At 41.8% G+C, this 22688-nt stretch carries 20 protein-coding genes; 5 read left to right on the plus strand and 15 right to left on the minus strand.

All coding sequences use genetic code 11. The annotated features are described in order from the left end of the window. Window positions 1-768: 768 nt before the first annotated feature. Both EO93_RS02130 and EO93_RS02135 read right to left on the minus strand, forming a co-directional pair. Window positions 769-2172: a S9 family peptidase gene (locus tag EO93_RS02130; protein WP_048160967.1), complete on the minus strand. Its 1404-nt coding sequence runs from the start codon at window positions 2170-2172 to the stop codon at window positions 769-771. Window positions 2173-2551: 379 nt separating this feature from the next. Beyond that, entirely contained in the window at window positions 2552-3142 is a 591-nt protein-coding gene (locus EO93_RS02135; RefSeq protein WP_048160969.1) for a GNAT family N-acetyltransferase, read from the minus strand. 348 nt (window positions 3143-3490) lie between these two features. Here EO93_RS02135 and EO93_RS02140 point away from each other — a divergent pair, with 348 nt between their 5' ends. After that, on the plus strand, window positions 3491-4342 hold the full coding sequence (locus tag EO93_RS02140; protein ID WP_048160970.1) for a methanogenesis marker 8 protein: 852 nt from the start codon (window positions 3491-3493) through the stop codon (window positions 4340-4342). 142 nt (window positions 4343-4484) lie between these two features. Here EO93_RS02140 and EO93_RS17845 read toward each other — a convergent pair whose 3' ends face one another. The 13 genes from EO93_RS17845 to EO93_RS02195 all read right to left on the minus strand — a co-directional run bounded on the left by EO93_RS17845 (window position 4485) and on the right by EO93_RS02195 (window position 16836). Then, entirely contained in the window at window positions 4485-4661 is a 177-nt protein-coding gene (locus EO93_RS17845) for a hypothetical protein (RefSeq protein WP_200898072.1), read from the minus strand. Between the two features lie 171 nt (window positions 4662-4832). Beyond that, window positions 4833-5627, minus strand: a complete 795-nt coding sequence (locus EO93_RS02145) for a metal-dependent hydrolase (protein WP_082107533.1) — start codon at window positions 5625-5627, stop codon at window positions 4833-4835. A 121-nt stretch (window positions 5628-5748) separates the two neighbouring features. Continuing rightward, entirely contained in the window at window positions 5749-6099 is a 351-nt protein-coding gene (locus tag EO93_RS02150) for a hypothetical protein (protein WP_048160972.1), read from the minus strand. Window positions 6100-7115: 1016 nt separating this feature from the next. After that, entirely contained in the window at window positions 7116-7241 is a 126-nt protein-coding gene (locus EO93_RS18385; RefSeq protein WP_255350191.1) for a hypothetical protein, read from the minus strand. A gap of 398 nt (window positions 7242-7639) precedes the next feature. Further along, window positions 7640-7777, minus strand: coding sequence for a hypothetical protein (locus EO93_RS17175; RefSeq protein ID WP_156161208.1), 138 nt, complete (start codon window positions 7775-7777; stop codon window positions 7640-7642). 474 nt (window positions 7778-8251) lie between these two features. Further along, complete coding sequence (locus tag EO93_RS02155) at window positions 8252-8998, minus strand: hypothetical protein (RefSeq protein ID WP_156161209.1); 747 nt, start codon at window positions 8996-8998, stop codon at window positions 8252-8254. A 308-nt stretch (window positions 8999-9306) separates the two neighbouring features. Further along, window positions 9307-9669, minus strand: coding sequence for a potassium channel family protein (locus tag EO93_RS02160; protein ID WP_048136406.1), 363 nt, complete (start codon window positions 9667-9669; stop codon window positions 9307-9309). A gap of 285 nt (window positions 9670-9954) precedes the next feature. Continuing rightward, on the minus strand, window positions 9955-11370 hold the full coding sequence (locus EO93_RS02165) for a hypothetical protein (protein ID WP_048160973.1): 1416 nt from the start codon (window positions 11368-11370) through the stop codon (window positions 9955-9957). A 259-nt stretch (window positions 11371-11629) separates the two neighbouring features. Further along, window positions 11630-12394, minus strand: a complete 765-nt coding sequence (locus EO93_RS02170) for an ABC transporter ATP-binding protein (RefSeq protein ID WP_048160974.1) — start codon at window positions 12392-12394, stop codon at window positions 11630-11632. 267 nt (window positions 12395-12661) lie between these two features. Further along, on the minus strand, window positions 12662-13714 hold the full coding sequence (locus EO93_RS02175) for an AI-2E family transporter (protein ID WP_048160975.1): 1053 nt from the start codon (window positions 13712-13714) through the stop codon (window positions 12662-12664). Window positions 13715-13902: 188 nt separating this feature from the next. Continuing rightward, a complete protein-coding gene (locus EO93_RS02185) occupies window positions 13903-14262 on the minus strand; it encodes a TrmB family transcriptional regulator (RefSeq protein ID WP_048133685.1) in 360 nt (119 codons plus the stop codon). A gap of 139 nt (window positions 14263-14401) precedes the next feature. Continuing rightward, window positions 14402-14869 (minus strand): MarR family winged helix-turn-helix transcriptional regulator, encoded by a 468-nt coding sequence (locus EO93_RS02190; protein ID WP_048133684.1) that lies wholly within the window; start codon window positions 14867-14869, stop codon window positions 14402-14404. A gap of 392 nt (window positions 14870-15261) precedes the next feature. Then, window positions 15262-16836, minus strand: coding sequence for a nitrous oxide reductase family maturation protein NosD (locus EO93_RS02195; RefSeq protein ID WP_048160976.1), 1575 nt, complete (start codon window positions 16834-16836; stop codon window positions 15262-15264). Window positions 16837-17281: 445 nt separating this feature from the next. Between EO93_RS02195 and EO93_RS02200 the strand changes: the two genes are divergently transcribed. The 4 genes from EO93_RS02200 to EO93_RS02215 all read left to right on the plus strand — a co-directional run bounded on the left by EO93_RS02200 (window position 17282) and on the right by EO93_RS02215 (window position 22618). Beyond that, complete coding sequence (locus EO93_RS02200; RefSeq protein ID WP_394297235.1) at window positions 17282-18820, plus strand: AAA family ATPase; 1539 nt, start codon at window positions 17282-17284, stop codon at window positions 18818-18820. A 38-nt stretch (window positions 18821-18858) separates the two neighbouring features. Then, a complete protein-coding gene (locus EO93_RS02205) occupies window positions 18859-20490 on the plus strand; it encodes a VWA domain-containing protein (protein ID WP_048160978.1) in 1632 nt (543 codons plus the stop codon). Between the two features lie 143 nt (window positions 20491-20633). Continuing rightward, window positions 20634-21254: a phage baseplate assembly protein V gene (locus EO93_RS02210; protein ID WP_200895021.1), complete on the plus strand. Its 621-nt coding sequence runs from the start codon at window positions 20634-20636 to the stop codon at window positions 21252-21254. A gap of 26 nt (window positions 21255-21280) precedes the next feature. Beyond that, window positions 21281-22618: a phage tail sheath subtilisin-like domain-containing protein gene (locus EO93_RS02215; protein ID WP_048160979.1), complete on the plus strand. Its 1338-nt coding sequence runs from the start codon at window positions 21281-21283 to the stop codon at window positions 22616-22618. The last annotated feature ends 70 nt before the right edge of the window (window positions 22619-22688 follow it).

Raw genomic sequence — 22688 nt, forward strand, 5'->3', positions numbered from 1 at the left:
AACTGGGAATCCAATAATATAAAGATTCTTATTATAAATAAGCAGAAATAAAGCAATAAAAATACATTCGAAGCTTTATAATACTTTATTTTATTTTATAAAGGATTATATCATCCTAAATTAAAAATTAATGTACATCGTGTGTAACTATATCTTTACACTGAAAAACATTCAAAAATAAGGATTTCGGAGAGGTTGTATTCCCTGTTCCTTAATACAGTCCTTTATGCCAGGGCATCTCCGTCTCTTTTCGGTGGGCTTTTTTCTACAGACCTGAGCTGTTCAAGTCTCATTTTTTCTCGTGAGCAGTCTTTCCCACATTCGGGAGACTAAAATTCATTTTTCTTATGAAAAATACTCAGTTAAATAGGATTATGGTACAAAAAACAGAAGCCAGTTTTGTTACCCAGCTTTTTCGAGCACCCTGCGATCGCGCCGACATTATCCTCCTTGTCAATGTGCCTAACAGGATTACTTCTGACTGGGTTACTTCTGGCAGGGTTACTTCTGACTGGGTTACTTCTGACAGGGTTACTTCTGACAGGGTTACTTCTGATTGGGTTACTTTTTTGTTCGTTTTTTGGAGTGGCGAACATTAGAAACAAAATCCTAATTTGACAATTTGTATGCTTCCCAATTTAAGATAACATCCTCAGTGTTTACGAAGCTCTTCAGGCAGGTACCAGAAAAAAAATGAAGGGGAAAATGACACTGCATGGCTATACCGTATCGTCATTTCCTCCTGAACACTGAAGCTCTTTTAACCGTTCACTTTTCCTGCGTGTGCTCCGAAATCCAGTCCCCTATTACTTCTAAAGCAGTCGGAGAGATTGTCTCTTCAATAGCTGAGTACTCAGAGGGGGACCCGGTCTGAGCGGTCTGGAATATATGATTGAGCCCTGGCAGTTCTTTTACCGTGTAGTCCTTATTGCCTCCTGCTTTGAGAGCTTCTTCGATAGCACGGAGGTTCTCTTCAGGCGGCACCTGAAGGTCTTTTTCGCCGTTTATCGCAAGGACCGGGCATTTCACCTGCATCAATGTCGGTCTGGGGTCGTATGTCAGGAAAAAGCGCATCCAGGGCGATACCAGCGTCTGAACCTGAGCGTTAACCTGAGCGTCAAGGTCAGCTTCAGAGTAGTTTGAATTCTGTTTGTCTTCTTCGCTCATGTTTGCCCGCTCATCCATTATAAGCTTGCGAAGTTTTTCCGCGGCAATTGTATTATTTTGTTCCTCTTTTATCACAGAGTACATACTTGTCATAAGGGCATTATTCCGGGTAATAGTCTCATTGTCTGCCCCTTCTGCCCTGGAAATCAGGTCACTCTGCAACAGGATAATTTCTTCCCCGGTAATGCCAGGGCCTGCCATCAGTACGATGAATGCAACATCAGGAGACTGCACTGCTACTATTGGGGCAATCAAACCGCCTTCACTATGCCCTATCAGCCCGATCTTGGTCGAGTCTATCTCTTCGCGGCTCTTCAGGTATTCAATTCCAGCGAGCACATCCCCTGCGAAATCCTCGGTCGTGGCCTGCGAGAAGTTCCCGGTTGACCCTCCAATGCCCCGGTCATCGACCCGGAGCACGGCGATACCCTGACGTGTCAGATAATCCGAGAGTACAAGGAACGGGCGGTGGCCAAAAACCCCTTCATCCCGGTTTTGCGGACCGGAACCGGTTATGAGTACTACGACCGGAAATGGCCCTTCCGAGCGGGGAAGGGTTAACGTACCTGCAAGCTTTACTCCTGCTTCTGTATTTTCATAAACTACTTCTTCTTCATCATATGGATAGGGTTTTACAGGGTCCTGTTCCCTGCGAATTTCAGGTTTTTCATCAATACGGGAAAGCACAAGTGGAAGGGCTGATCCTACCTGTTTCCACTCTCCTTCTATGGTTTTTCCGTCTTCTTTAAGTGTCCCTTCAAAAACTCCCCTGACAGATTTCACTTCAAGGCGCAGGTCCCCATCCTTATAGGTAACTGTCTCTACAGGTATGCCGCTTACTCCCTGGTCAGGGCTGTCCATAGTGGCAGTCGGTAAATCCCCAGGTCCGGTAGAGATGTTAAATAGAATTCTCAATTCCTGTCCACCCTGGATCTCCAGACTTCCCATCCAGAGGCCTTCGATGTCTTCGATGTCTTCGATGTTTCCAATTTTCTCTTCAGACATGTTATCGCTTTCAGAGATGCATCCTGAACCTGTTACAGTCACAATAACAATCAACAAAAAAAGGCAAATTAAGATTTTACGATTCATAAAAGACTCCCTTTGAACAATTGTCTATAAAATTTATTATTGAGTATGGTTTTTATCTATTTATGGTACTAAGCGACTTTTCCATTTAACATTGTTCATTTTTTAGATTATCGAAATAGTGGGTAGATCCGATATCTTCTATGGCTTATTTAAAAAAGTCATAATCTCGAAAGAAAAAAGAAAAATCACTGGATCATGGAATTGTGTCGTTAGAAGTCTCTGTTTCGCCAAAATCAATATCTAAATAAATATCAATCGAAGGATTTTGGCATACGGAACAGTTACCTTGACTTTACCTATAAATATCATTTAATTCTTTTAACCTGCTTTCAGGAAAGTCTTCTTTCAGGAGTGAGAAAAGCATTCTATCAAAATATTTTTCACCCACAAACCAGTATTTTCTTTGTATGCATTCAGACTGAAAACCTGATCTTATCATCACCTTCTCTGATCCTGAATTGTCCCGGGCACAATCGCCTGTAAGCCTGAATGCATCTATAACATTGAAAGCGTAATGTACTAAGAAATCACAGGCAGTAGTGCCATATCCTTTTTTCCACTGAGTATCATCTATCTGATACCCGATCAGATAATTCCCATTAGTGAATTCTATTGGAAGCAATGCACACTGCCCTATAGATTCGCCGGTACTATTTTTCCTGATGGAGAATATATGACAATCCGGTATTTTATCTTCCTTTAAAGAGTCCTCTATTGACTTGACCAGCGGGGAAAAGTAAGCCACTGTATCTTCTTCTTTATTTGGCCCAAAAAACATGTATTTGCATACACTTTCTTTTGAAAGCATTGATGCTATGTCCTTTAGGTCTGCCTCCACACAATAGCTAAAAGATATGTCATCCTTGATCCACTTTGTTTTCATTGTGATCCCTGATCGCATAATAAATATTTGTGCCCCAAACTTATCAGTTTTTTAGGGCCCTTATCGGAGCAGGTACTTTACCCGACTCAGTTCCAAAATCCAGTGATAAAAGTAAGTGTAACACCATTAACTAAAATATATAATTATATACTTATTATATAATTTTACGGCACAAACATGGTAACGGTAAATCTTAACCTTAATCAAAGTTACTCTGGCACACCTCGCTGAAATCTAGCGGGGTATTCGACTGAAATAAATACAGCCTTATCAGATTGTAAAGTGTTAATTTTTACGTGAGGACTATAAATAAGTACAATTTTATTCTGTTTAGAAGGTGTGTCTATTATGCCTCATATAATGGAAATGATGGGGAAAGCCAGAGTAGTCGTAAAAGACGGGAAGGTCGTGGAAGTCGGGGCTCCGGAAGTGGAATGGTGCCCCCTCTTTGTCAAGCTGCGGGGAGTCCAGAAGATGACCCCGGAAGAAATCAAGAAAAACATGGAAGCCCGTATCAACGAATTGGGGATGTTTACGGAAAAGCGCAAGCTCGAATTTGAAACAACCGTTGTTGCCTTCGGCGCCTCAGAACTAATGATGAGCGGCCTCAACAGCGGCTTCCTTGAAACAACCGTAACCGCCTGTGACGGTGCAGGAACAGTAATCTCCAGCAATCCGGCTCTTGTCCAGGGAATCGGAGGCAGGATGTCCGGCCTGATCGAAACCGAGCCTATCGATGCGGTCATCAAAGGGATCGAAGAGCGCGGAGGAACCGTACTTGCCCCCTCAACCGCAGCCATCGACCCGGCAGGCGGAGTAAGAAAAGCTGCCGAACTTGGTTACAAAAAAATCGCAGTTACAGTTGCAGGTGCAGAAACCGCCAAAAAAGTCAGGGAAATCGAATCCGAACTTGGGCTCGACCTGCTGGTCATTGCAGTACACGTAACAGGCGTCAGCCTGGAAGAAGCTCAGGATCTGCTGGATAATTCTGACATCGTTATCAGCTGTGCTTCAAAATATATCAGGGAGCTTGCAAAGCCGCTTGTCCAGGTTGCAGCTGCGATCCCTCTCTTTGCTCTCACGAAGAAAGGAAAGGAACTTGTGATTGAGAGGGCAAAAGATATCGAAAGCCCTATTTTGATCAATACCACGCCCCTGCCGGTTTTGCCGGAGCATAAACAGCCGAGGGAATTGGTTTAAGAGCAGTAGCCTGTTCTTTTTCTACTTTATTTGATATTAAGATTTAAAACCGGGAAAGGTTGTAAAAATCAAATTTTATTTACAATTATCCCAATAAACTGAAGTGACAAACTACTGCTTAGGAAATATCTTTCCTGTAAAGTTATTTTTTCTCTTTTCTAACCCCTTTGAATGGTTTCCCATCAGCTTTTACATCTATAAATTTTCCTGTCTTTGTATCTCTTTTAACCCATTGACCTGTTACTGGATTCTTTGTTTGTGATCTATCACAAACAGCTCCTGTTCTCTTACTATCTCCAGTTTTGGAATTCTTTGCCATTTAAATTCACCTCTATAAAGGTATTTTGAAAAAGTATTAATTAAACAGTTGACAAAACATATAATAGTTCCCCGTCCAAAAAATAGGCTTTCTCGAAAGTCCTCCTTATACAGTCATAAAAGGGGTGTGTTTCATGTCTGCTCTAATTTATTGCATTAATGTTATCGAATTTTATCTACCAATTCTTTCTATGGATCTTTCGATTCTCCGAACTTCTTTAGCATCCATTTTCCAGAATTCGTTTCTCGATTTTGAAGTGAATATGATAAATAACCACATTGATACAACGACTGGGATAATCGATAGTTGTATCATTGAATCATTTAAGTCCACAATTTTAAGTGTGTTAAAAATCAACAGAATTAAAGAAACCAATAATAACAGGCTTTGATACAAAACCGGTCTTACATCCCTTTTAGATTTTGCCTTTCTATATGTCCGGATTTCTCCATTTATTTTTTTAGTACCGAATGGGAAGTACCAGTTAATTCCACTGACTGTGCATGAGTCCTCAAGTAAGTGCAAAAATTGGCCAATTGCTAATCCGGTGAATATAAGAGTTGACAAAACTATATTGATTTCTTGAAATGCCATAAAACCAATTGCAATAGCGATGATAGAGATTGTGAAAGTACTTATGAGTACTCCTATAGGAGAATGCATAACGCCTCTGTGCCTTCCATCCACTTCATACTCCAACCTCATTTTATTACTCAGATTAAAACGTTTAACCGACCAAATTATAAATTTTTGAAGAGGAACCATAATATCGTATATGACTCCAAAATCATAATACAACCTGGGCTTTCCTCCAGAATCAGCATCTGGCATTAGAGAACCGACTACTGAAGCTATAAGAAAGCAGGCAGAATATTCTATGTATGTAGAATTACCTGATAACAAGTATGGAATCGTAAATGGTAGCAAGGTTCCGAGAGTTATAGAAATGTGTTCTTTCCCCAACATGAAAGATAGTTATGAAAAGAGATCATATTAACTTTTCTATTTTTTTATTAATGTATAAAGCATTTTTTGGATTAAGCTTTTAACAGTCAAATAAAATTTGTTGAAAACAAAATCCATTCTTTTATCCTCTGTTATTAATTTCAGTCTCAATTTCTTGTATTTTCAATTTCAACCGCTCAATTTCTTGTTTCTGTTCCTTTATAATTTTAGCATATTTGTTTAGTCGATTCCGATTTATTTCGAAATAATGGAACAAAGTTTTGAAATTCTGTACCATATCGTTATTGAGATTGGCATGCTTTAAAGAATTATTTTGCACAGATCTCCCCAGATTTATTAGACCAAATCGGATGGATTGTTGTTTATTATTCAGTAAATTTATTTTCGCGTTTAATTCATTGTGTTCTTGTCTGTTTTTAAGTGATCCATAAAGAGAAAGTCCTTTTCCAATAGTTTCAGTTTTTTTGCCCATTATTTAATCCTCTTTGATAAAGCCTGATTACTTAGGACCCGTCACAGAACAACTTCTGCATATTTCCGATTGGACGTTTTGATTTTCAGTATCAAGGTCGCCAATCGAAGTTACAATAAATAATAAGTTGTATAGGTTATTTCGTTGCGGGTACTTTGTATATTAATTTGTACACTCACTCCGACTTATTAAAACTTTTTCATATCTTTATAAGATTATAATTAATAATCATTTAACCTGATAATCTGAGCACCGAAATATAAGAAAAAGCCACAATTATCCAAGCTTTCTTGATTCGAGAGAAAAAGCAAAGAGTATTAAATAATTTTAAGACTGCACCCCGCTGTAACTCCTATTCAAAAATTAGAGTGCCTCAAACCCAAGGTTTTTAGGCGGTTCTTGATAGAAGGTGAGGAAAGAAAAATTCTATTTTTGAAGAAGAATTAAGGTTGTTTCGGCCAAGTTCACATCAGCACTCAATACCACCAAAAAAAGAAAAATAAGATTTCAAAATAATCGACAAATAATTATACAGAGCCAAGTTTTTTTGTCCTGCTTTTCACTCGATTCTTTTTTGTCTTTTTAGTCATGGCAGTTTAAACGGAAAAGCCTCACTTCGTTCGGAACAATAACGTCTGAGAGATGACATTACGGCTATTTCGGAAAGGGTGTAAAATCAAACTTTATTCCATTTATTTTAAAATCTCGCCCCTGGCAGAGGAAAGGAAATAAATCTCGATTGAAAGGGCAAAACAGATAAAAAAATCCATTTTTGATTAATGTTATCGGGTTGTCCGGGCTGCTTATATTCTGGCATCCCGGATCCCGGAGATTGTATTTAAGAGCAACAACTTATCATTATTTATTTCTTATTCCGTTTTTTAATTATTATTCCGTTTTTTAGTCACGATTGAGCTCTTAATGTTACAAATTTAGGATTTTCAGTTTGAGGAAGTCCTGAATCTTGATAAGCTGCTGCTGAGAAGATTGGCTTTCAGATAGTGATTGGTTTGTGTTTATTTTTTTGCACCTTTGGACGGTTTGCTGTCAACTTTTGCGTCCTTCTTTGCAGCTTTTGCCGGTGCTGGAGCTTTTCCACAAGTAGCTCCTGTTTTCTGAGGATCTCCAATTGTTTTTGTCATAAATAAACACCCTTTATATTTATATATTATATAAGTGCTTAATTATATCTTCTGAATCATATTTACCAGTTTATTTATTGGATATTTATTAGTACCCAACTAAATATTCACTTATTCAAGAAACTCTTATAATATTAACTTTCCAAACTATGATTGAACTTACTATACTATAATCAAACTTACCAAAATAGATTCTAATTTGCCAATCAATAACTCCTAATTAATCTATGATGGATTTAAGAGCAGCAGCTTATCCTTTTTTAATTATTATTCCGTTTTTTAGTTATGATAGAGGCTCTCAATGTTACAAATTTACTGAATTTCCAGTTTTAGGAAGTTTTGAATCTTGATAAGCTGTTGCTGAGAGGGTTGGCTTTCAGGTAGAGATTAATTTGTTCTTATTTCTTTGAACCTTTGGACGGTTTGCTGTCAGCTTTTGCGTCCTTCTTTGAGGATTTTGCCGGTGCTGGAGCTTTTGCCTGGGTTTTTCCACTGGCTGCTCCTGCCTTCTGAGAATCACCAATTGTCTTTGCCATAACTAATCACCTCTGATACAATTTATTATATAAGTACCAATTATACTCTCTTAAATATATATATTAGTTTCTTAACAATACATTCACTTATTAAAAAAACTCGTATAGAATCAACATATCAAACTATGATTGAACTTACCAATATCTGATAAATCCAGGCTGGTGATACTATAGCCTCAGACAATTTAATTCCAAAAAACAGGCTGTTGGAAAGAATGGATGAAACACTAAAAGGCACGGGGAACAAGGAATAAATGCGACTGTATTAATCCATTATTTCGTAATGTCGGTGGTCACGGAGTCTCGAGTGAATAATGTGTAAATACTTAAGTATAATTATTTAAGTCCGAAACTATAAAAACGGTTTTAAAATGATTCAGAACGGGTTTTATTATGAGTCTTATAAGGTTTCTTGAATTATTGCTCATCCGGACTTGATTTCTGCAAACCCGTTCTGAACTGCCGTTAATCCTGTTATTCAGTGATAATGTCTACAAGTTCCAGCCTTTCTGATTCGCCTTTTACTGCCATCTCCAGAACCGGACCTGTTCCGGCAGCATAATATTTGTTTTCCTCGATGCCAGGTTCAAGCGGGGTCCATTCTTTTGTTTTCAGGCAATCCTCAAAAGAACCGTAAGCAACGGTAACCGATTCGTTCAGAGAGAGAACTTCAGCCATGTCTTCGGCTTCACCTTCCAGGTACTCCTGCCGATAAGTATCGCCGACCTGAGGGTTTCCTTCCATTAGAATTCCAGGTTTGGCTCCGTCAACGCCAGCTTCCCAGGAACCTTCGGTACTTACCACCTCACCTTCATCATATTCTCTGGAATCTTCCCCGAAGTACCAGACATTCCCATCCCTGTCCTGAGCGTACCAGTCAAAAGTCTCTTCGGTCAACTCCCCATCTTCAAATACCCGGTCCCGGACAACAATTGTATTTACTCCCATTACCGTCCTGGTTTCATTGGTTACAAAAACCTCATCTCTTATCGTTTCTTCTTCAGACTCACCTTCATAGACAAAAGTTGTGCCCGGAGTCAACGGAAAATAAGGATTGTCTATAATCTCGACAAAATCATCAGGATTAATGACAGGATTATATCCACTTTCCCCTTCAGTTTCCACTCCCTCTTCAGTTACTCCTTCAGTTGTCCCTTCAGTTACTCTTTCGTTGGTTTCTTCAGTTACCCCTTCGGTCACTTCACCTTCTGTTTCATTCATTGTATCTTCTTCAGGTCCATTTTGAGAACAGCCGGAAGCAAATAACATCGTTGCAATAAGCACTACAGTTACAAAAAAACTGAATCTTTTAATTCTCCTCACCCCAGTTGTTTAATTTTAAAAAATTATTGATATATACTCGACCCAGCTATGCAATGATACATTCATCAAATTATACAGCCATCAAATGATACATTCATCAAATGATATATTCATCAAATTATACAGCCATCAAATGATGCAGTAATATATATTATAAATAACATATTTAATCAATATGATGTAAGAAGTTTGGAGAAGAATCAACCTTATCTTTTTCCCCTCAACTTTCCAACTACGCCGGAGAAATCAAGCTCTTTTTCAGATGTTTCTTTTTCCTGCTCTCTCTTTTGTACCCTTTCCAGTCTTCTATCCACTATGTATTCTCCAATAGGAGTGACAAAACCAATCAGTATCCCCAACCCTATAAAAATATAAATAATTGTAAAAATCTTCCCGTAGTTGGTTTCGGGGGTAAAATCTCCATACCCCACAGTCGTCAGGGTGATAACCGAAAAATAGAGCGAATCAAGCCAGCTCCAGCCCTCAACAGAATGGTAGAAAAAAGTACCTATTGCAAGCGTCAGCGCCGCGATATACAGGAGGGATCGGAACTTCTCGTCCTCAAGCATCTTTCTTAGCACTCTTAAAAATGCCAGTAAAGTTAAGAGAAACGGAATCGTAGTCTTTTCTCCCCCAACAAATTATATTATCCAATTCCAGATACATCTGAGCGAGCAAAACCCTGAGCTCTTCAAAGTTGGAACTCTAATGGTGAAAAATTGGTTCGTAACCTCTCCCCAACTATATATTTCCAATCATGGCTTAAAAAGACATCTATGAGGGAGTAAGCCCGTGATTTATTCCTTTTGAGAGAATAAACACAGGTAACACAGGTTATCAGAAACTGCTGGTCCTTAAAAACACCGACATTCGTTGCGATCCCATTTCCTGAAACCTTTCCCGAGAAGGTACAGTGCAAAAGGAACCAGCAACAGATCCACAAGCGCATAGTACGGACCAAACATGGACAGGATTATATTAAGCATCAGGAGCGGCATGACTGAAAGCGTATAAATGGCAAAGGTCTTTCCGTTGTAGAGGTTAATAGAGGGGGAAAGCCCTGTCAGGTAAATGAGTACAGAAACCATATAAAATGAGATCGTAATGAAGAGCAATAGGGACGGGACCAGGGAAGAAGGATCTTTTTTAAGGGCTAGCAGTGTAAGAATTACAAGTGGGACCAGGTTGAGAATAAGGTAGCTGTTCAGTTTGCTCTTTATCATGTCAGAGGCTTTCAGGGGGAGAAAGGCATAGGAAGCAAAAATATCGTACTCGGTAAGCCAGTTGTACATTGAAGATGAAAGCACGCCGAGCACCAGGGCAAAGAGCGTAAGTGTGCTCAAAGCCGGTATAACCTTTCCGAGAGCGGATAGCAGTGTCCAGACAAGCAGAAGAGGCAGCACGAAAGAGAATATTATTTTTCCGAGCCCTCCTTCACTTCTTTTAAGGTCAATGGAATCTTTTGCAACAAAGGCTGCATATCTGTATGAACCCAGATACCTGCAGAGCTTTGAAAAGGAATTGGAAAAGCTCTTTTGAGCTTGTGGAAAGTCGATTTTCAGGAAAATCAGCGACAGAACTGAAGGAACAAGGATCAGAACACCGGAAAGCAGAAGCTGGTTTTCGGACTGAACAAGGAAAAAGGAAAGGCTTGGAAGGTCATAAAGGGTACCCTGGTTAAGGTTTCCTGAGATATGGAGCAGGAGAACAGAAGCAGCAAACAGGCAGAAAAGCGAGATCTTTCCTGAGTGTGCATAAACAGTAGACAGGAAGAATATTGCAGAAATCCCGATCATAAAGGAAAGGGAAAGGGTCAGAAGAAGAGTCATAAGGGTTGAAGGAGCACCAAAATTGCCCGCAGGGACAAATTCTGCAGCAAGGGCAAAGCCTGTGACGAAGGGCAGGATGTAAAAGATAAAATAGTATACGATATCTTTTCCCAGGAAATTGGCAAAGATAAACCTTTCAGAAACAGGAAGCACTCTCGAAGAATATGCAATCAGGCTTGCCTGCCCGAAGCGGCGGTTCATTAATTCGCGGCCCATAAGCCCGAAAGCACCTGCCATACCCCCCACAAGCAGGAATAAGTAATGCATCCCAAGGGCTATCTGGGCATCGGTAACGATATCCCTGAACACAGGCAGGACAAGGCTTACAAAAAATGTAAACAGAAAAATAAAGACTGGAAAGAGGGCAAAACCGCTGTGCCCGAAGAGACTTGAGTGTATTCGCCACTCTTCTTTAATCATACCTTTGAAGATGTCAAACATAATATCCCTGCACCTTGTTGTTTTTGGTACTCACTATTCTTCATGCGTGCTATTTTTCACACTTACTTTTTTATGCTTGCTTTTTCCACACCTTTTTTTGCGCACAGAAAAGACTGTCCTCTCACACATCCTGCTTTCACATATCCAGAGCAATTGCAGATATGCACATGAAAGACCTTAGTATGGAGTGAGTAGTATGGGGTGAGTGGAACCTCAAAAATGGTGTGAGTAGGACCTCAAAATAGTTTGCAAGGTACCCTCAGGCCAGTGCCGAAACCCCTTTCGGAGGTTCTTTCAAAATCTCTTTTGAAACGCCTTTCCACCTGCTGACAAGTTCCAGGAAGAAATCTTCAAAGTTTTTGCCTTTAAGCTCAGGGTCGTCAAAGCGGCCTGTATGGATCAGTTTTCCTCTGTAAATAATTCCGATATTTGTGCAGATCTCTTTTGCGATTTCAAGGATGTGCGTGGAAATGAAAATTGTTCCTCCATCCTCTACGTAACCCCGTAAGAAATCCTTGACTTTCCTCTGCATCACAGGATCAAGATTAATAAGTGGCTCATCGATAATGGCAAGTTCAGGTTCATGCAGAAATGCCTGGGCAAACATGAGTTTCTGCCTTGTACCTCTTGAAAGGTCTTTGCATAGTGAGGTTTTCTGGTCCTCAAAATCGAAGAACTCAAACCATTTATCACAGACTTTCTCATAGTGTTCCATTTTTCTTACCTTTGCAACGAAGTGCAGGTACTCTTCCGCAGTCAGGAAACTTGGGGGAGTCTCCTGTTCCGGAATTATGCCTACAAGTTCCCTGACCCGCAGGGGATCTTCGAGCACATTTATCCCGTGTACCTTAAGAGTACCGGAGGTTGGCTTTATCTGCCCTGTAAGCATTTTGATTATAGTTGTTTTTCCGGAGCCGTTTGGGCCCAGGAGACCAAAAAGTTCGCCTTTCTTGATAGAAAGATCCACGCCATCTACTGCTTTTGTCTGTCCGTAAGATTTAGAAAGACCCTTTACCTCAATCATATTTCAGGCTCCTTCAAAGCTGTAATGCTCCAACAGTTAATGCTCCAACAGTTAATGCTCCAACAGTTAATGCTCCAACAGTTAATGCTCCAACAGTCAAATAACTCTTTTAAGATACTCTTAATATATTTTTAAGCCTTTCGCTGTTCAAGAAAATATAAAAAATATCTCTGCATATCTGATTATGTATTCAACAAGCCCTTATTTCATAAGGGCTGTTGATCCCTGGAGTCATAAAAAAGCATTAATCTTCATGATATAAGGGCATTAATCTTTGTTACATATATTTACCAGTTCCCTATAAGACTCTTTGATAATTATTTTGTAGATAATGTATATAGGGATTGCGAGTACCATGCCGAGAGGGCCTAACAGCTTGGAGGCGGCAAGAGTTAGAACCACACTTAAGAGCGGGTTAATATTCACTTTTTCCGAGATCATGAATGGAATGAGGTAAAGGTTGTCAATAAGCTGGGCAATAATAACCGTTATCACTGCAAAGAGAGCTGTCATCGGACTATCAATGTAACCTACAATAACTGGAGGGATTGCCCCTAGAAGAGGGCCGATATAAGGAATGATGTTTAGAAAGCCTGCCAGAATGCCAAGGAAAAGCCACCCTTCAAGGCCTGCCAGATAAAACCCTATACAGCAAATAAGACCTACAATAGCAGACTCAATCATTTTCGCACTGAAGAAATCCTCAAGTTCATGGCCTATACTTTTTAAGGCCCTGATGATCCCGTCTGCATGTTCAGGAGGAGCGTAAGCCTGAATGTAATTTCCTATTTTGTTATGGTGCTTGAAATATACACCAAACATTAGGGGGATTATCAATACTCCGGTAAAAAAATAATAAGATATCTTCGAGACCGTATCCGCAATTCCGGAAAAGATGGTGTTTCCTATTTTTTGAAGGTCCTGGGGTTTAATAACGCCGGAATCCGCAAGCTTTGAAAGTTCGGACTCATGTTCGGTAAAAAGGGCAGAAGCTCCGCTTGCGTAGTCCTGCTGTATGTTACTGAAATCCCCTACCAGGACTCCAAGGCCCTGTAACTGGCTACCCACAAGGAAAAGGACAGCAAGCCCTGCACCGGTGAGAAGGACTAAACCCACCGCTTTTCGATTGCAGTTCGGAAACCTGTCCATGCACCTGTTGAATACCTTTATCACTTTTTCTGCAATCAAGATCAGGATTGCACCTGCAATAAGGACTATGAAAATGTCCTCAAAATAGAAGAGTATCGCAAAAAACAATATGAAAAGTATGGTTGTTAATGCCAGAAACTGCCAGATGTTACGGTTAGTACTGAGGGGCATGCACTTCTACCTTTGAAAATCTTATCTGGGTATTATCAATATAAAGTTTTTGTCCAGATAGTTCCCTATAAGTATAAATAATAGTTCCTTTCAGTCTGTTGAAGTCAAAAATAAGAAATTGATAAATATAAAAAATTGAAACGTATTTCTGCGTTGATTGAGAACCAAAAAATTTTCTCCTTTTTTCTTCAGACCCTGATCCTTTTTTCATAGAACCTTTCTGAAGCAAAGTTATTGCTTCCGGGAGTCAGGGAATTCAGTTCACTGGCGGTTTCACTTAAAGAAAGCATAAAATCTGCTCTCATCCTTAAAATGAGCTCTTCTGGCTGGACGCAGCAAAAAAGGGTTGGTTCGCCTTCAATTATCCTGACGTAGCCTTTTTTCTCCATCCCTCTGAGGGTTCCATAGATTTTAGGCCTCGGGACTCCCGCATTTTCGGCAATATCACTCGCTTTTGCCTGCTTCAGGCAGACAAGGGATGCATAAACCTTGGCTTCGTTGCCGGTAAAACCCAGTTTCTGAAGGTTCTCAATAAGCTTAAGAGGCATTCAGGTTTCCTCCATCTTTCACGCGCTGAGATATGATCTATCTTAAGTTTTCATTATCTAACGGTTCCATTTCCTCGTTCAGTCCCTCAAGAATTTCATATAACTTAAATTCTCCATAACCAAATTGCACCCACCTTATTCAGGCAGTCCTATTTGCATCTATTTTCCGCAGGAGTTTTACCATAGTTTCAAGGCTGTGCAAATAATCCTCAACGTCCTTATCGTCAACAAACTGAAGGATTTCATCAGCCATTTCGCTGGTAATCTGTTTTAAGCAATTATAATAATCAAGCCCCTTTTCAGTAAGGGAAACAAGCACCTTTCTCCTGTCATCAGGATCGGTTTTCCTGTACACAATCCCTTTCTTTTCCAGGTCATCAACCATCCTCGTCAGGCTGCTCTTCTCCATCCCTGTGTATTTTCCAAGCGTAGAAGGCATAATTTCTCCTTCTATTCCTATGATTTTAATCACCATTGGCTGGTTCTTGCTCAGTTCCCTGAACTTACCTGCAATTTTTTTCTGAAAAGTCTGCTCAAAAACCAGGTTATCAAGAGCCTCTCTTTCCATTGACAGGAGAATGATCTTACTCAATCTAGTCTCGTCCATTTTTTTATCGTCCCTTTTTACCGGAATCTGCCGGATCCTGACCCGAAAAACTGGCCTATGATTTTTAGAATTGTAATGAATTATCATGAAATATGTTGAATTTTCAATTATACAAAATCTTATAATTGATATATCAATAGTTGATAATTCAACTAATACCTTGTACTATATAAACATTCCGACACTTTTTCGAACTGCAGGCAATAAACTCAGACATGACTTAATTTTGGGATTTTTACAAAACCGAACATACCTGAATTGTTTTATCAATCAATGGAAATAAAAAGAAAAAAGAAAAAGGGACAAAGTTAATTAAAAATTCAATATGCCTTTAGATACCAAAAAAATTATTAATTGTCTTCAGGTCTTATTGTCATTTTCAGGTCATGTTTTCATTTGTTTCCCTTTCTGCCCGAAATCAAGAAAGCGATCAGAATAACTCCGACGGGATAAGCAGAACCCAAAGGTGATTTTTCCGTGGCTTCCTTTTCCACACTGCTTCCCTTTGCTTTGCTCTCATTTTCAGCAATTTCGGGAATAATCACTTTTTTCTGAATAAGTGAATCGGCGATCGGGCTGTAAACAAGTGCAAGCTCATCGGACTCAGAATCACCGATCTGATAAGGAGAATCACAGATCCCGTCCCCGTCGGCATCCTCCCCAGTCTGGGAAAAACCATCTCCTTCAGGCGAGGCCCAGCAATTTCCTCCCATATATGAACCTCCTGCTATGTTCTTACCTGCGGTTTTCGTGGTGTTCCATATATTGGTTTTATCCTCTGCTGCGTTCTCTGCGTTATTGAAGTAATTGTTGTAGATGAAGTTGTCAAAACTCTCTGTGAGCAGGATCCCGCTATTGGTGTTATTGGTCACCACATTGCCGCTCAGCACATTTTCTTTACAGTTATCCACATAAAAACCAAGAGAATTTGAACAAACAATATTTTCCTGTATTTCATTGTAATCACTGTGCCCGGTCAGGTAAATTCCTTTGCTGTTGTTCAACACAATGTTACTGGTAACCGTATTATATCGGGCAGAATAAGCTATGAAGATCCCGTCCTTATTTTCGGAAAAACGGTTCTCTTCAATGATATTGCGCTCCGCACTACCTCCAAGCTGCAGGCCGCACACTTTATTTGAATTCACCGAATTGCCAGCTACCCGGTTGTCGCCGGAGAATACGATAAAGATTCCCCTTTCACTATCAGAAACCGAATTATTGGATATACTGTTTCCCCTGGAGTTATCCAATTTAATTCCTGCCTTTGGGTTTGAGGAAATATTATTGTTGTTTATATCGGTACAGCTGGAAGAGATCACCATAACTCCGTTTTCCCTGTTTGAGTATACGGTATTTCCGGTAAGAATATTATTATTGCAGGCGTTTTCCAGGTCTACCCCATAGTAATTGTCCGAAATCATGTTCCTATCAAGTATATTTTCTCCGCTGGAAACGCAAAGAAGAATTCCGTATTTGTTATCGTAAGCAACGTTTCTGCTTAACAAATTCTCCCGCGACTTTTTAAGGTAAATCCCGTAGTAGTTGCCCGACAGAATATTTCCCTGGATTGTACTTTCCTGAACGTTATCCAGGTAAATCCCGGCTAATAGATCGTCTTCATATTTCGCACCCTGAAGGGTAAAGCCATTAACGTTGACGTTATCAGCGCGTATATGAAAAACATGGTCCCTTCTGTCAGCAGCCTCAACAACCGTTTCTTCCGGAGCCCCTGCCCCCGAAATAATACTCAAAGGTTTACCGATATGTACGTTTTCAACGTATTTCCCGGGCATAACAAGAATCGTATCCCCTTCTTTTGCGGAGTCCACTGCTTCCTGTATTGAAGTGAAATCTGCTCCCCTATCAGCGTCTACCGTCAGGGTACCAGCAGCCGCAGTCCCGCCTGCAAGTTCCATGACAGCCAGAGCAATTATTGCCAGAAAAATTTTACGGAATGTCTCCAAGAATACCAATCCCCTTTGCTTTAATGAAACTAAATCTGTCGATGCGCAATATCTCTATTTGAGGCAGTTTCAAATCGGCACAATATTAATTTCTTATAATTTAAATAATAATAGATATAGGACATGATACTTAAACTTTTTTTAGATCGACTCATTAGACCAAAAAAAAACCAGACAAAGGGAATTTTTCTTATCATTGTCTGAAAAACATCTATGCTTCGTAGAGCAGTTGTATCACTATTTTAAAATTAGACCCATTGGGCGAAAAGAAGTGAAGCCAAAAGGATGGCGGACTCCATAATCGCAATTTGGGCGGAAAAAACAGAATTGCAAGATTTAAAATATGATCAGACTAAAGACTTAGAAAACAGACTGAAAACAGCCCTCGAAAACTCTTTTATCCCGGAACTATCTCATAACTATTACAAAACCGGGAGGCTTGAACCTGAAAGAAACTTTTCTCGAGATAAAATCCGAATTTACAGACTATTTTAAAGAACGCGAAGCTGAGATCAACGGCTCTCTTCTCGCCGTCCTTTCAGGCGAAAACCTGCTCTTTCTGGGACCGCCCGGTACAGCCAAGACCCAGCTTGCCAGGAGCATCTGCCAGATAATTGAAGGCGGGAACTTTTTTAATTACCTTTTAACAAGCTTTTCAACCCCTGAAGAGCTCTTCGGGCCGCTTTCCTTAAAAGCCCTTGAAGAAGACGAGTTCAGGAGAAATATCGACGGCTGCCTCCCGACCGCTCATATTGCTTTACTGGATGAAATATTCAAGGCAAGCAGCGCTATCCTCAACAGCCTCCTTACAATTCTGAACGAAAGAAAATACCATAACGGAAGAGAAATTGTGGATGTACCGCTCCTCTCGGTTTTCGGGGCTTCAAACGAACTTCCGGAAGAGGATGAAAGCCTGGAAGCTCTTTATGACCGTTTCCTGTTCAGGTACAGGCTCTCATATATCCAGGACGATGAAAACTTCAAAAGCCTCCTTTTCAGGGAACCTGAAGATTTCAAGCCTACTTCAAGCCTTCCGGTTTCAGAAATCGAGAAGCTCCGCAAAAGCGCAAACTCCCTGCCTGTTGACCCTGATGTTGAAGTAATAATCACAGAACTCAGGAGGAATCTCCGGCTGCAGGAAATTGAAATTTCGGACCGGCGCTGGAAAAGAATTGTTCAGGTCCTGAAAGTTGCAGCCTGCAGTAGCGGGTGTCCGGCTGTTGACAGGACAATGGCACTTTTGCTCCAGCACATGCTCTGGAACCTGCCCGAAGAGCGAGAAACCATCAGGAAAACGGTCTTTAAACTCGTTGTTTCCGGCGGGACAAATACGGAAAAACTTCGCCTGGATGCTGAAGACCTGAAAACAGCCCTTAATATTGCCCTGAAAAACGAACTTCCCGTTGGAGTTATCTGCGACAGCTGCGGGGAGGAATTTCAGCTAAGGGAGAACCTGGAGGTCCACCATACAGCCTGCCCGAACCACAGCTATACTCTAAGGCAGGAAGGAAATTCGAGGATTTATCCTTATGATAACCTGGTAAGGGAAATTGATTCTCTCCATGAGAGTGCGGGAAAGAAAAACACCCTGTCTCAAAGCCAGAGAGAGGTTTTTGAAAAGGAATTCGAAACCTTGGCTGCCAGAGTAAACAGAGTAAAACAACGGCTTGAAGAAGAAAAGGAGCTGCTCAGAAACCTGATGGATGCAAATATCTGGCTTTCAATTTCGGACAGAAACGAAGCCCTGCTCCTGCATGACACCGGAAGTGCACAGCTATCCGGAACTGAAGTCCTGATAAGCGAAATCGCAGAGCTGCTGGGTTTGCAGAATAAAGAATTCAGGTCCGGAGAGTTCAGGTCTGCAAAATCAGGATATTCCGACCCCCATGCCGCAAAATTGGAAGCAAAAGTCCAGGTCCCTGATTCAGGCAGCAATGCCAGCGGTTTTATGAAAGGGCTCGGGTCCAGATTCAAGCTCAGATGAGCAAATGAGGTGTTGATACGGAAGATTCAGCCGGTTTTTTGAGTAATCTGGATAAAGCCTCTCCCGAATCTTACTCGTTTTTTTCCAGAAACCGGCTCTGGCACGAGGCTCTTTCTGTCCGGAAACAGACAGCTTCCCTGCTTGAAGGAGAGCTGAGAAGCACTGTTGCTTACCCCCGCACTATTCCCCGTCCTCTGCGCGAGAAAATCGCCGAAGTGATCGCCCTTGAAATCCTCTTCGAGCAGCCGTATGAGATAAAAGATGTTGAAAGGTTCATAGGGCTTTTCGGGGCATTTTACCCTATTTTTCTTACCCTGAGAAACTCAAAGCCGTGGCCCGGGCTTCAAAAGATTGCAAAACGGAGCAGAGGAGCAGGAATTGCCTGCCTGAAGCTTCTTCTTCCTCTAATCTACGACCTCATGGAACGCTTTTCAGCAGCCTGGGACGGAGGTTCGAAAACAGGATTATTTAAGGGGCTTGATGCCGAAACAGAAGCTATTCTCAGGGAGTTTGAAAATATCCTTAAACAAACCCTCCTTCTCTGGGAAAGCAGGAATTCAGAGGATTTGTCAGTCCGGAATTCTCAGCTCCCTTCCCCGGTTTCCGGAAAATCCGACATTTATGAAGCTGTCCTCAGTTTCATGCAGAAAGACTGCTGCCAGAGTTTTCTTGACGGGATGCTGGAAGGGCTGTACTGCAGGATGCAGGAGTTCATCTCTGAAATGGAAGAAAATCTGGACCTTTTCGATACCCTTGCCCTTCTCTTCCCTGGCAGGAACTGGAGTTATTCCGTAAAAGAGCTTAAAAAAGAGCCGTTTTATGTCCAGCTTAAGATGCTGAAAAATTATTCGGCTTTTTTTGAAAAAAACCCTGACCTCAGAAGAATCGTGAATTTTATCGGCAGGCGGGAATTTGACCCCCCCGCTGACCGCATACGCTACTCTCCTTTTGGAAAAAACAGGATCCAGACTGTTCGCTTTTCAGACTCGATAAACAATCTCCTGCCAATGGAAGCCGCAAAGCTCCTTAACCCGGCTCTGAAGCGGAAATTCTATGCTGATATGCTTGAAGGAAAACTCCTGAGCTACCAGCTGCTTGGCAAACACTATACAGGTCCTCCCCGCATAAAGCCCAGAGGGCCTATGATTGTGCTCGTCGATACCTCCGGTTCCATGCACGGGACCCCACAGACCCTTGCCAAGTCTGCAGTGCTTGCCATGGCAAAGCTGATGCTCTCTCAGCAGCGGGATATGAAGGTTATTCTTTTTGCGTCCACTAGCCAGCACCTGGAAATCGAGCTCAGCAGCAAGAAAAGGATGTCCGAGAAATTCCTGAACTTCCTGCTGTACACATTTGGCGGCGGGACGGATTTCAATACCGCGCTTGCTTCAGGCCTTAAATCCCTTAAGGAAAAGGACTTTCAGGGTGCAGACCTGCTTTTTATCACCGACGGAAGATCCGAAATCTCTGACGAGCTGGTTCTAGCTCGCTGGGAAGAGGCAAAGAAGAAGTATAACGCAAAGGTCTACTCATTGATTGTTGGAGGCGGCGGGGCAGGAGGGCTTTCGGAAATCTCGGATTACACATATATTGTGGAGATGGAACAGGATTCGGAGGGTACGGGCGGCAGAGTGAAACTGATTAAATGTGAGAATCGGGAAGCTGAGTAAAAACTGTAGTGCAGATTGAAATTGAAGAGTAGATTAAAATCGACAAAATCATGGGGCTGGATAACTATACAGGACTGAAGAGGTAAAATCAAACAGTATACACTTTGAAAACGTTGTTAAACTTAGAAATACAAGAAGTAGTTATGATTGCTTTTATTGTTTCGAAGGTATTTCCTGCAGCAGCCGGAAAAAAAGCACAAAAACCTTTTTCATCGGACGTGCCTGAACTGAAGGACGGCGTTGCAGCAGGAAATCCTGCAGTTACAACCAGTACAACGTCCCCTGCATCCGGAAGTTATTTCGGGAAATACCGGGGTAAAGTTGTGGAAAATACTGATCCGCAGGGGATGGGCAGACTCAAGGTTTTAGTTCCTGCACTGGCAGGAGTAGAGACTGGCTGGGCAATGCCCTCTGTGCCTTATGCAGGAATAGATGTCGGGCTATTTGCCCTTCCGCCCACAGGTTCAAACGTCTGGGTTGAGTTTGAGGAAGGAAATCCTTACCATCCTATCTGGAGCGGCTGTTTCTGGGAAAAAGGTGAAATTCCGGAACTCCAGCCTGAGAAGAAGGTCTTCAAGACATCCAGGGCTGCAATTACGCTGAATGATACTCCGGAAAAAGGGGAAATTGTTCTGGAAACTTCGGATGGTGTAAGAATAGTGATCGGTTCCGACGGAATAGAACTCAGCAACGGGCAGGGCGGAAGCATCTCGCTGGACGGAAAGAATGTTTCCGTTAACGGCAGGGTGCTTAATTTAGTTTGATTTCGGTTTTTAATAGGAGATATATAATGCCATTTGCGATCAAGCAGCCAGGGGTATATGTTGAAGAGGTTCCCGAGTGTGCCCGTCCGATAAAGGGAATAAGCACCTCAATTACTGCTTTTGTGGGAAGAGCCCTGAAAGGACCGGTAGATGAGCCTGTTCCGGTGCATAACTCCGGAGAATTTGACCTGATTTTCGGGGGACTCTGGGAAAAGAGCACCATGAGTTTTGCCGTACATCAGTATTTCCTCAATGGCGGCGGAGACGCTGTTATAGTGCGTGTTAAGGGAACTTCGCCTGAGAAGACTTCTATCCTTTACCCGGACAGGACCTCCAAACTTTACCTGGACAGGACCTCCAAAACTGGCTCCGGATCTGAGATTCCAGGGAGCAGCGGCTCTGATAATAGTAGCTACAGTAACAGTGACTGCGATATTCGTGACGAAGACCTCGTGCCAGCCAGCCCGGAAACCGGGAAAGGGATCTATGCGCTTGAAAAAGCCGATCTTTTTAATCTTCTTTGTTTACCTCCTCTGGATTTCGGCAGAGACCTGGCTCCGGACACACTTGCGAAGGCAGCCAGTTATTGTGAAAAACGCAGGGCTCTGCTGTTGATAGATCCTCCTGCGGAAGCCAGAGATCCCGGATCAATAACGGCTTTTTTACGGGACAAACTGCAGATGTCAATGCAGGTCTCAGCCCAGGCGTCCGGTAAAAAGAATGCAGCCCTTTTTTTCCCGCGCATAAAAATGGTAAATCCCTTAAAAAATAACCCGGTCGAAGAATTCGCACCCGCCGGTGCCGCTGCGGGAATTTTTGCCCGTACTGATAAAGAACGGGGTGTCTGGAAGGCTCCTGCAGGCACGGATGCGGTCCTCATGGGGATCCGCGGATTAAGCTGCACCCTTACAGATGCTGAAAATGGAGAGCTTAACAGGTATGGGATAAATTGCCTGCGGACATTTCCTGCCAGAGGTAGTGTGATCTGGGGAGCCCGCACCCTTGATGGAGCAGATACCAATGCCAGCGAGTGGAAATATATTCCGGTCCGCCGCCTCGCATTATACATTGAAGAGAGTCTCTTAAGGGGCACAAAGTGGGCTACCTTAGAACCAAACTCTGAGCCTCTGTGGGCACAACTGCGCCTGAACATCGCGGAATTCATGCACAACCTGTTCACACAGGGTGCGTTTGCCGGAGAAACTCCCCGGGAAGCCTATTTTGTAAAATGCGATAGGGAAACAACCACTCAAAATGATCTCAATCAGGGATTTGTCAACATTCTTGTAGGTTTTGCACCGGTGAAACCCTCAGAATTCATAATTCTCAGGATTCGGCAGCAAACTAGAAAAGATCCGGAATGAAAATGAACAGAGAAGAGTAAATGTGAGTTGAGAAAGCTTTTCCTTCCTCAAAAAGCAGCTCACATGAAGG

Origin of the sequence: Methanosarcina sp. 1.H.A.2.2 (assembly GCF_000979975.1) — an archaeon.
In the GTDB taxonomy this organism is placed as follows: Archaea; Halobacteriota; Methanosarcinia; order Methanosarcinales; family Methanosarcinaceae; genus Methanosarcina.

Bases quoted from the DNA above. Each gene is read 5' to 3' on its own strand.
- EO93_RS02215 (WP_048160979.1), top strand. From the start codon at position 21,281: ATGCCATTTGCGATCAAGCAGCCAGGGGTATATGTTGAAGAGGTTCCC.
- EO93_RS02190 (WP_048133684.1), bottom strand. From the start codon at position 14,869: ATGGACGAGACTAGATTGAGTAAGATCATTCTCCTGTCAATGGAAAGA.
- EO93_RS18385 (WP_255350191.1), bottom strand. From the start codon at position 7,241: ATGACAAAAACAATTGGAGATCCTCAGAAAACAGGAGCTACTTGTGGA.
- EO93_RS02130 (WP_048160967.1), bottom strand. From the start codon at position 2,172: ATGTCTGAAGAGAAAATTGGAAACATCGAAGACATCGAAGACATCGAA.
- EO93_RS02160 (WP_048136406.1), bottom strand. From the start codon at position 9,669: ATGCTTGAGGACGAGAAGTTCCGATCCCTCCTGTATATCGCGGCGCTG.
- EO93_RS02170 (WP_048160974.1), bottom strand. From the start codon at position 12,394: ATGATTGAGGTAAAGGGTCTTTCTAAATCTTACGGACAGACAAAAGCA.
- EO93_RS17845 (WP_200898072.1), bottom strand. From the start codon at position 4,661: ATGGCAAAGAATTCCAAAACTGGAGATAGTAAGAGAACAGGAGCTGTT.
- EO93_RS02140 (WP_048160970.1), top strand. From the start codon at position 3,491: ATGCCTCATATAATGGAAATGATGGGGAAAGCCAGAGTAGTCGTAAAA.
- EO93_RS02155 (WP_156161209.1), bottom strand. From the start codon at position 8,998: ATGAATGAAACAGAAGGTGAAGTGACCGAAGGGGTAACTGAAGAAACC.
- EO93_RS02210 (WP_200895021.1), top strand. From the start codon at position 20,634: ATGATTGCTTTTATTGTTTCGAAGGTATTTCCTGCAGCAGCCGGAAAA.
- EO93_RS02165 (WP_048160973.1), bottom strand. From the start codon at position 11,370: ATGTTTGACATCTTCAAAGGTATGATTAAAGAAGAGTGGCGAATACAC.
- EO93_RS02150 (WP_048160972.1), bottom strand. From the start codon at position 6,099: ATGGGCAAAAAAACTGAAACTATTGGAAAAGGACTTTCTCTTTATGGA.
- EO93_RS02145 (WP_082107533.1), bottom strand. From the start codon at position 5,627: ATGTTGGGGAAAGAACACATTTCTATAACTCTCGGAACCTTGCTACCA.
- EO93_RS02185 (WP_048133685.1), bottom strand. From the start codon at position 14,262: ATGCCTCTTAAGCTTATTGAGAACCTTCAGAAACTGGGTTTTACCGGC.
- EO93_RS17175 (WP_156161208.1), bottom strand. From the start codon at position 7,777: ATGGCAAAGACAATTGGTGATTCTCAGAAGGCAGGAGCAGCCAGTGGA.
- EO93_RS02135 (WP_048160969.1), bottom strand. From the start codon at position 3,142: ATGAAAACAAAGTGGATCAAGGATGACATATCTTTTAGCTATTGTGTG.
- EO93_RS02175 (WP_048160975.1), bottom strand. From the start codon at position 13,714: ATGCCCCTCAGTACTAACCGTAACATCTGGCAGTTTCTGGCATTAACA.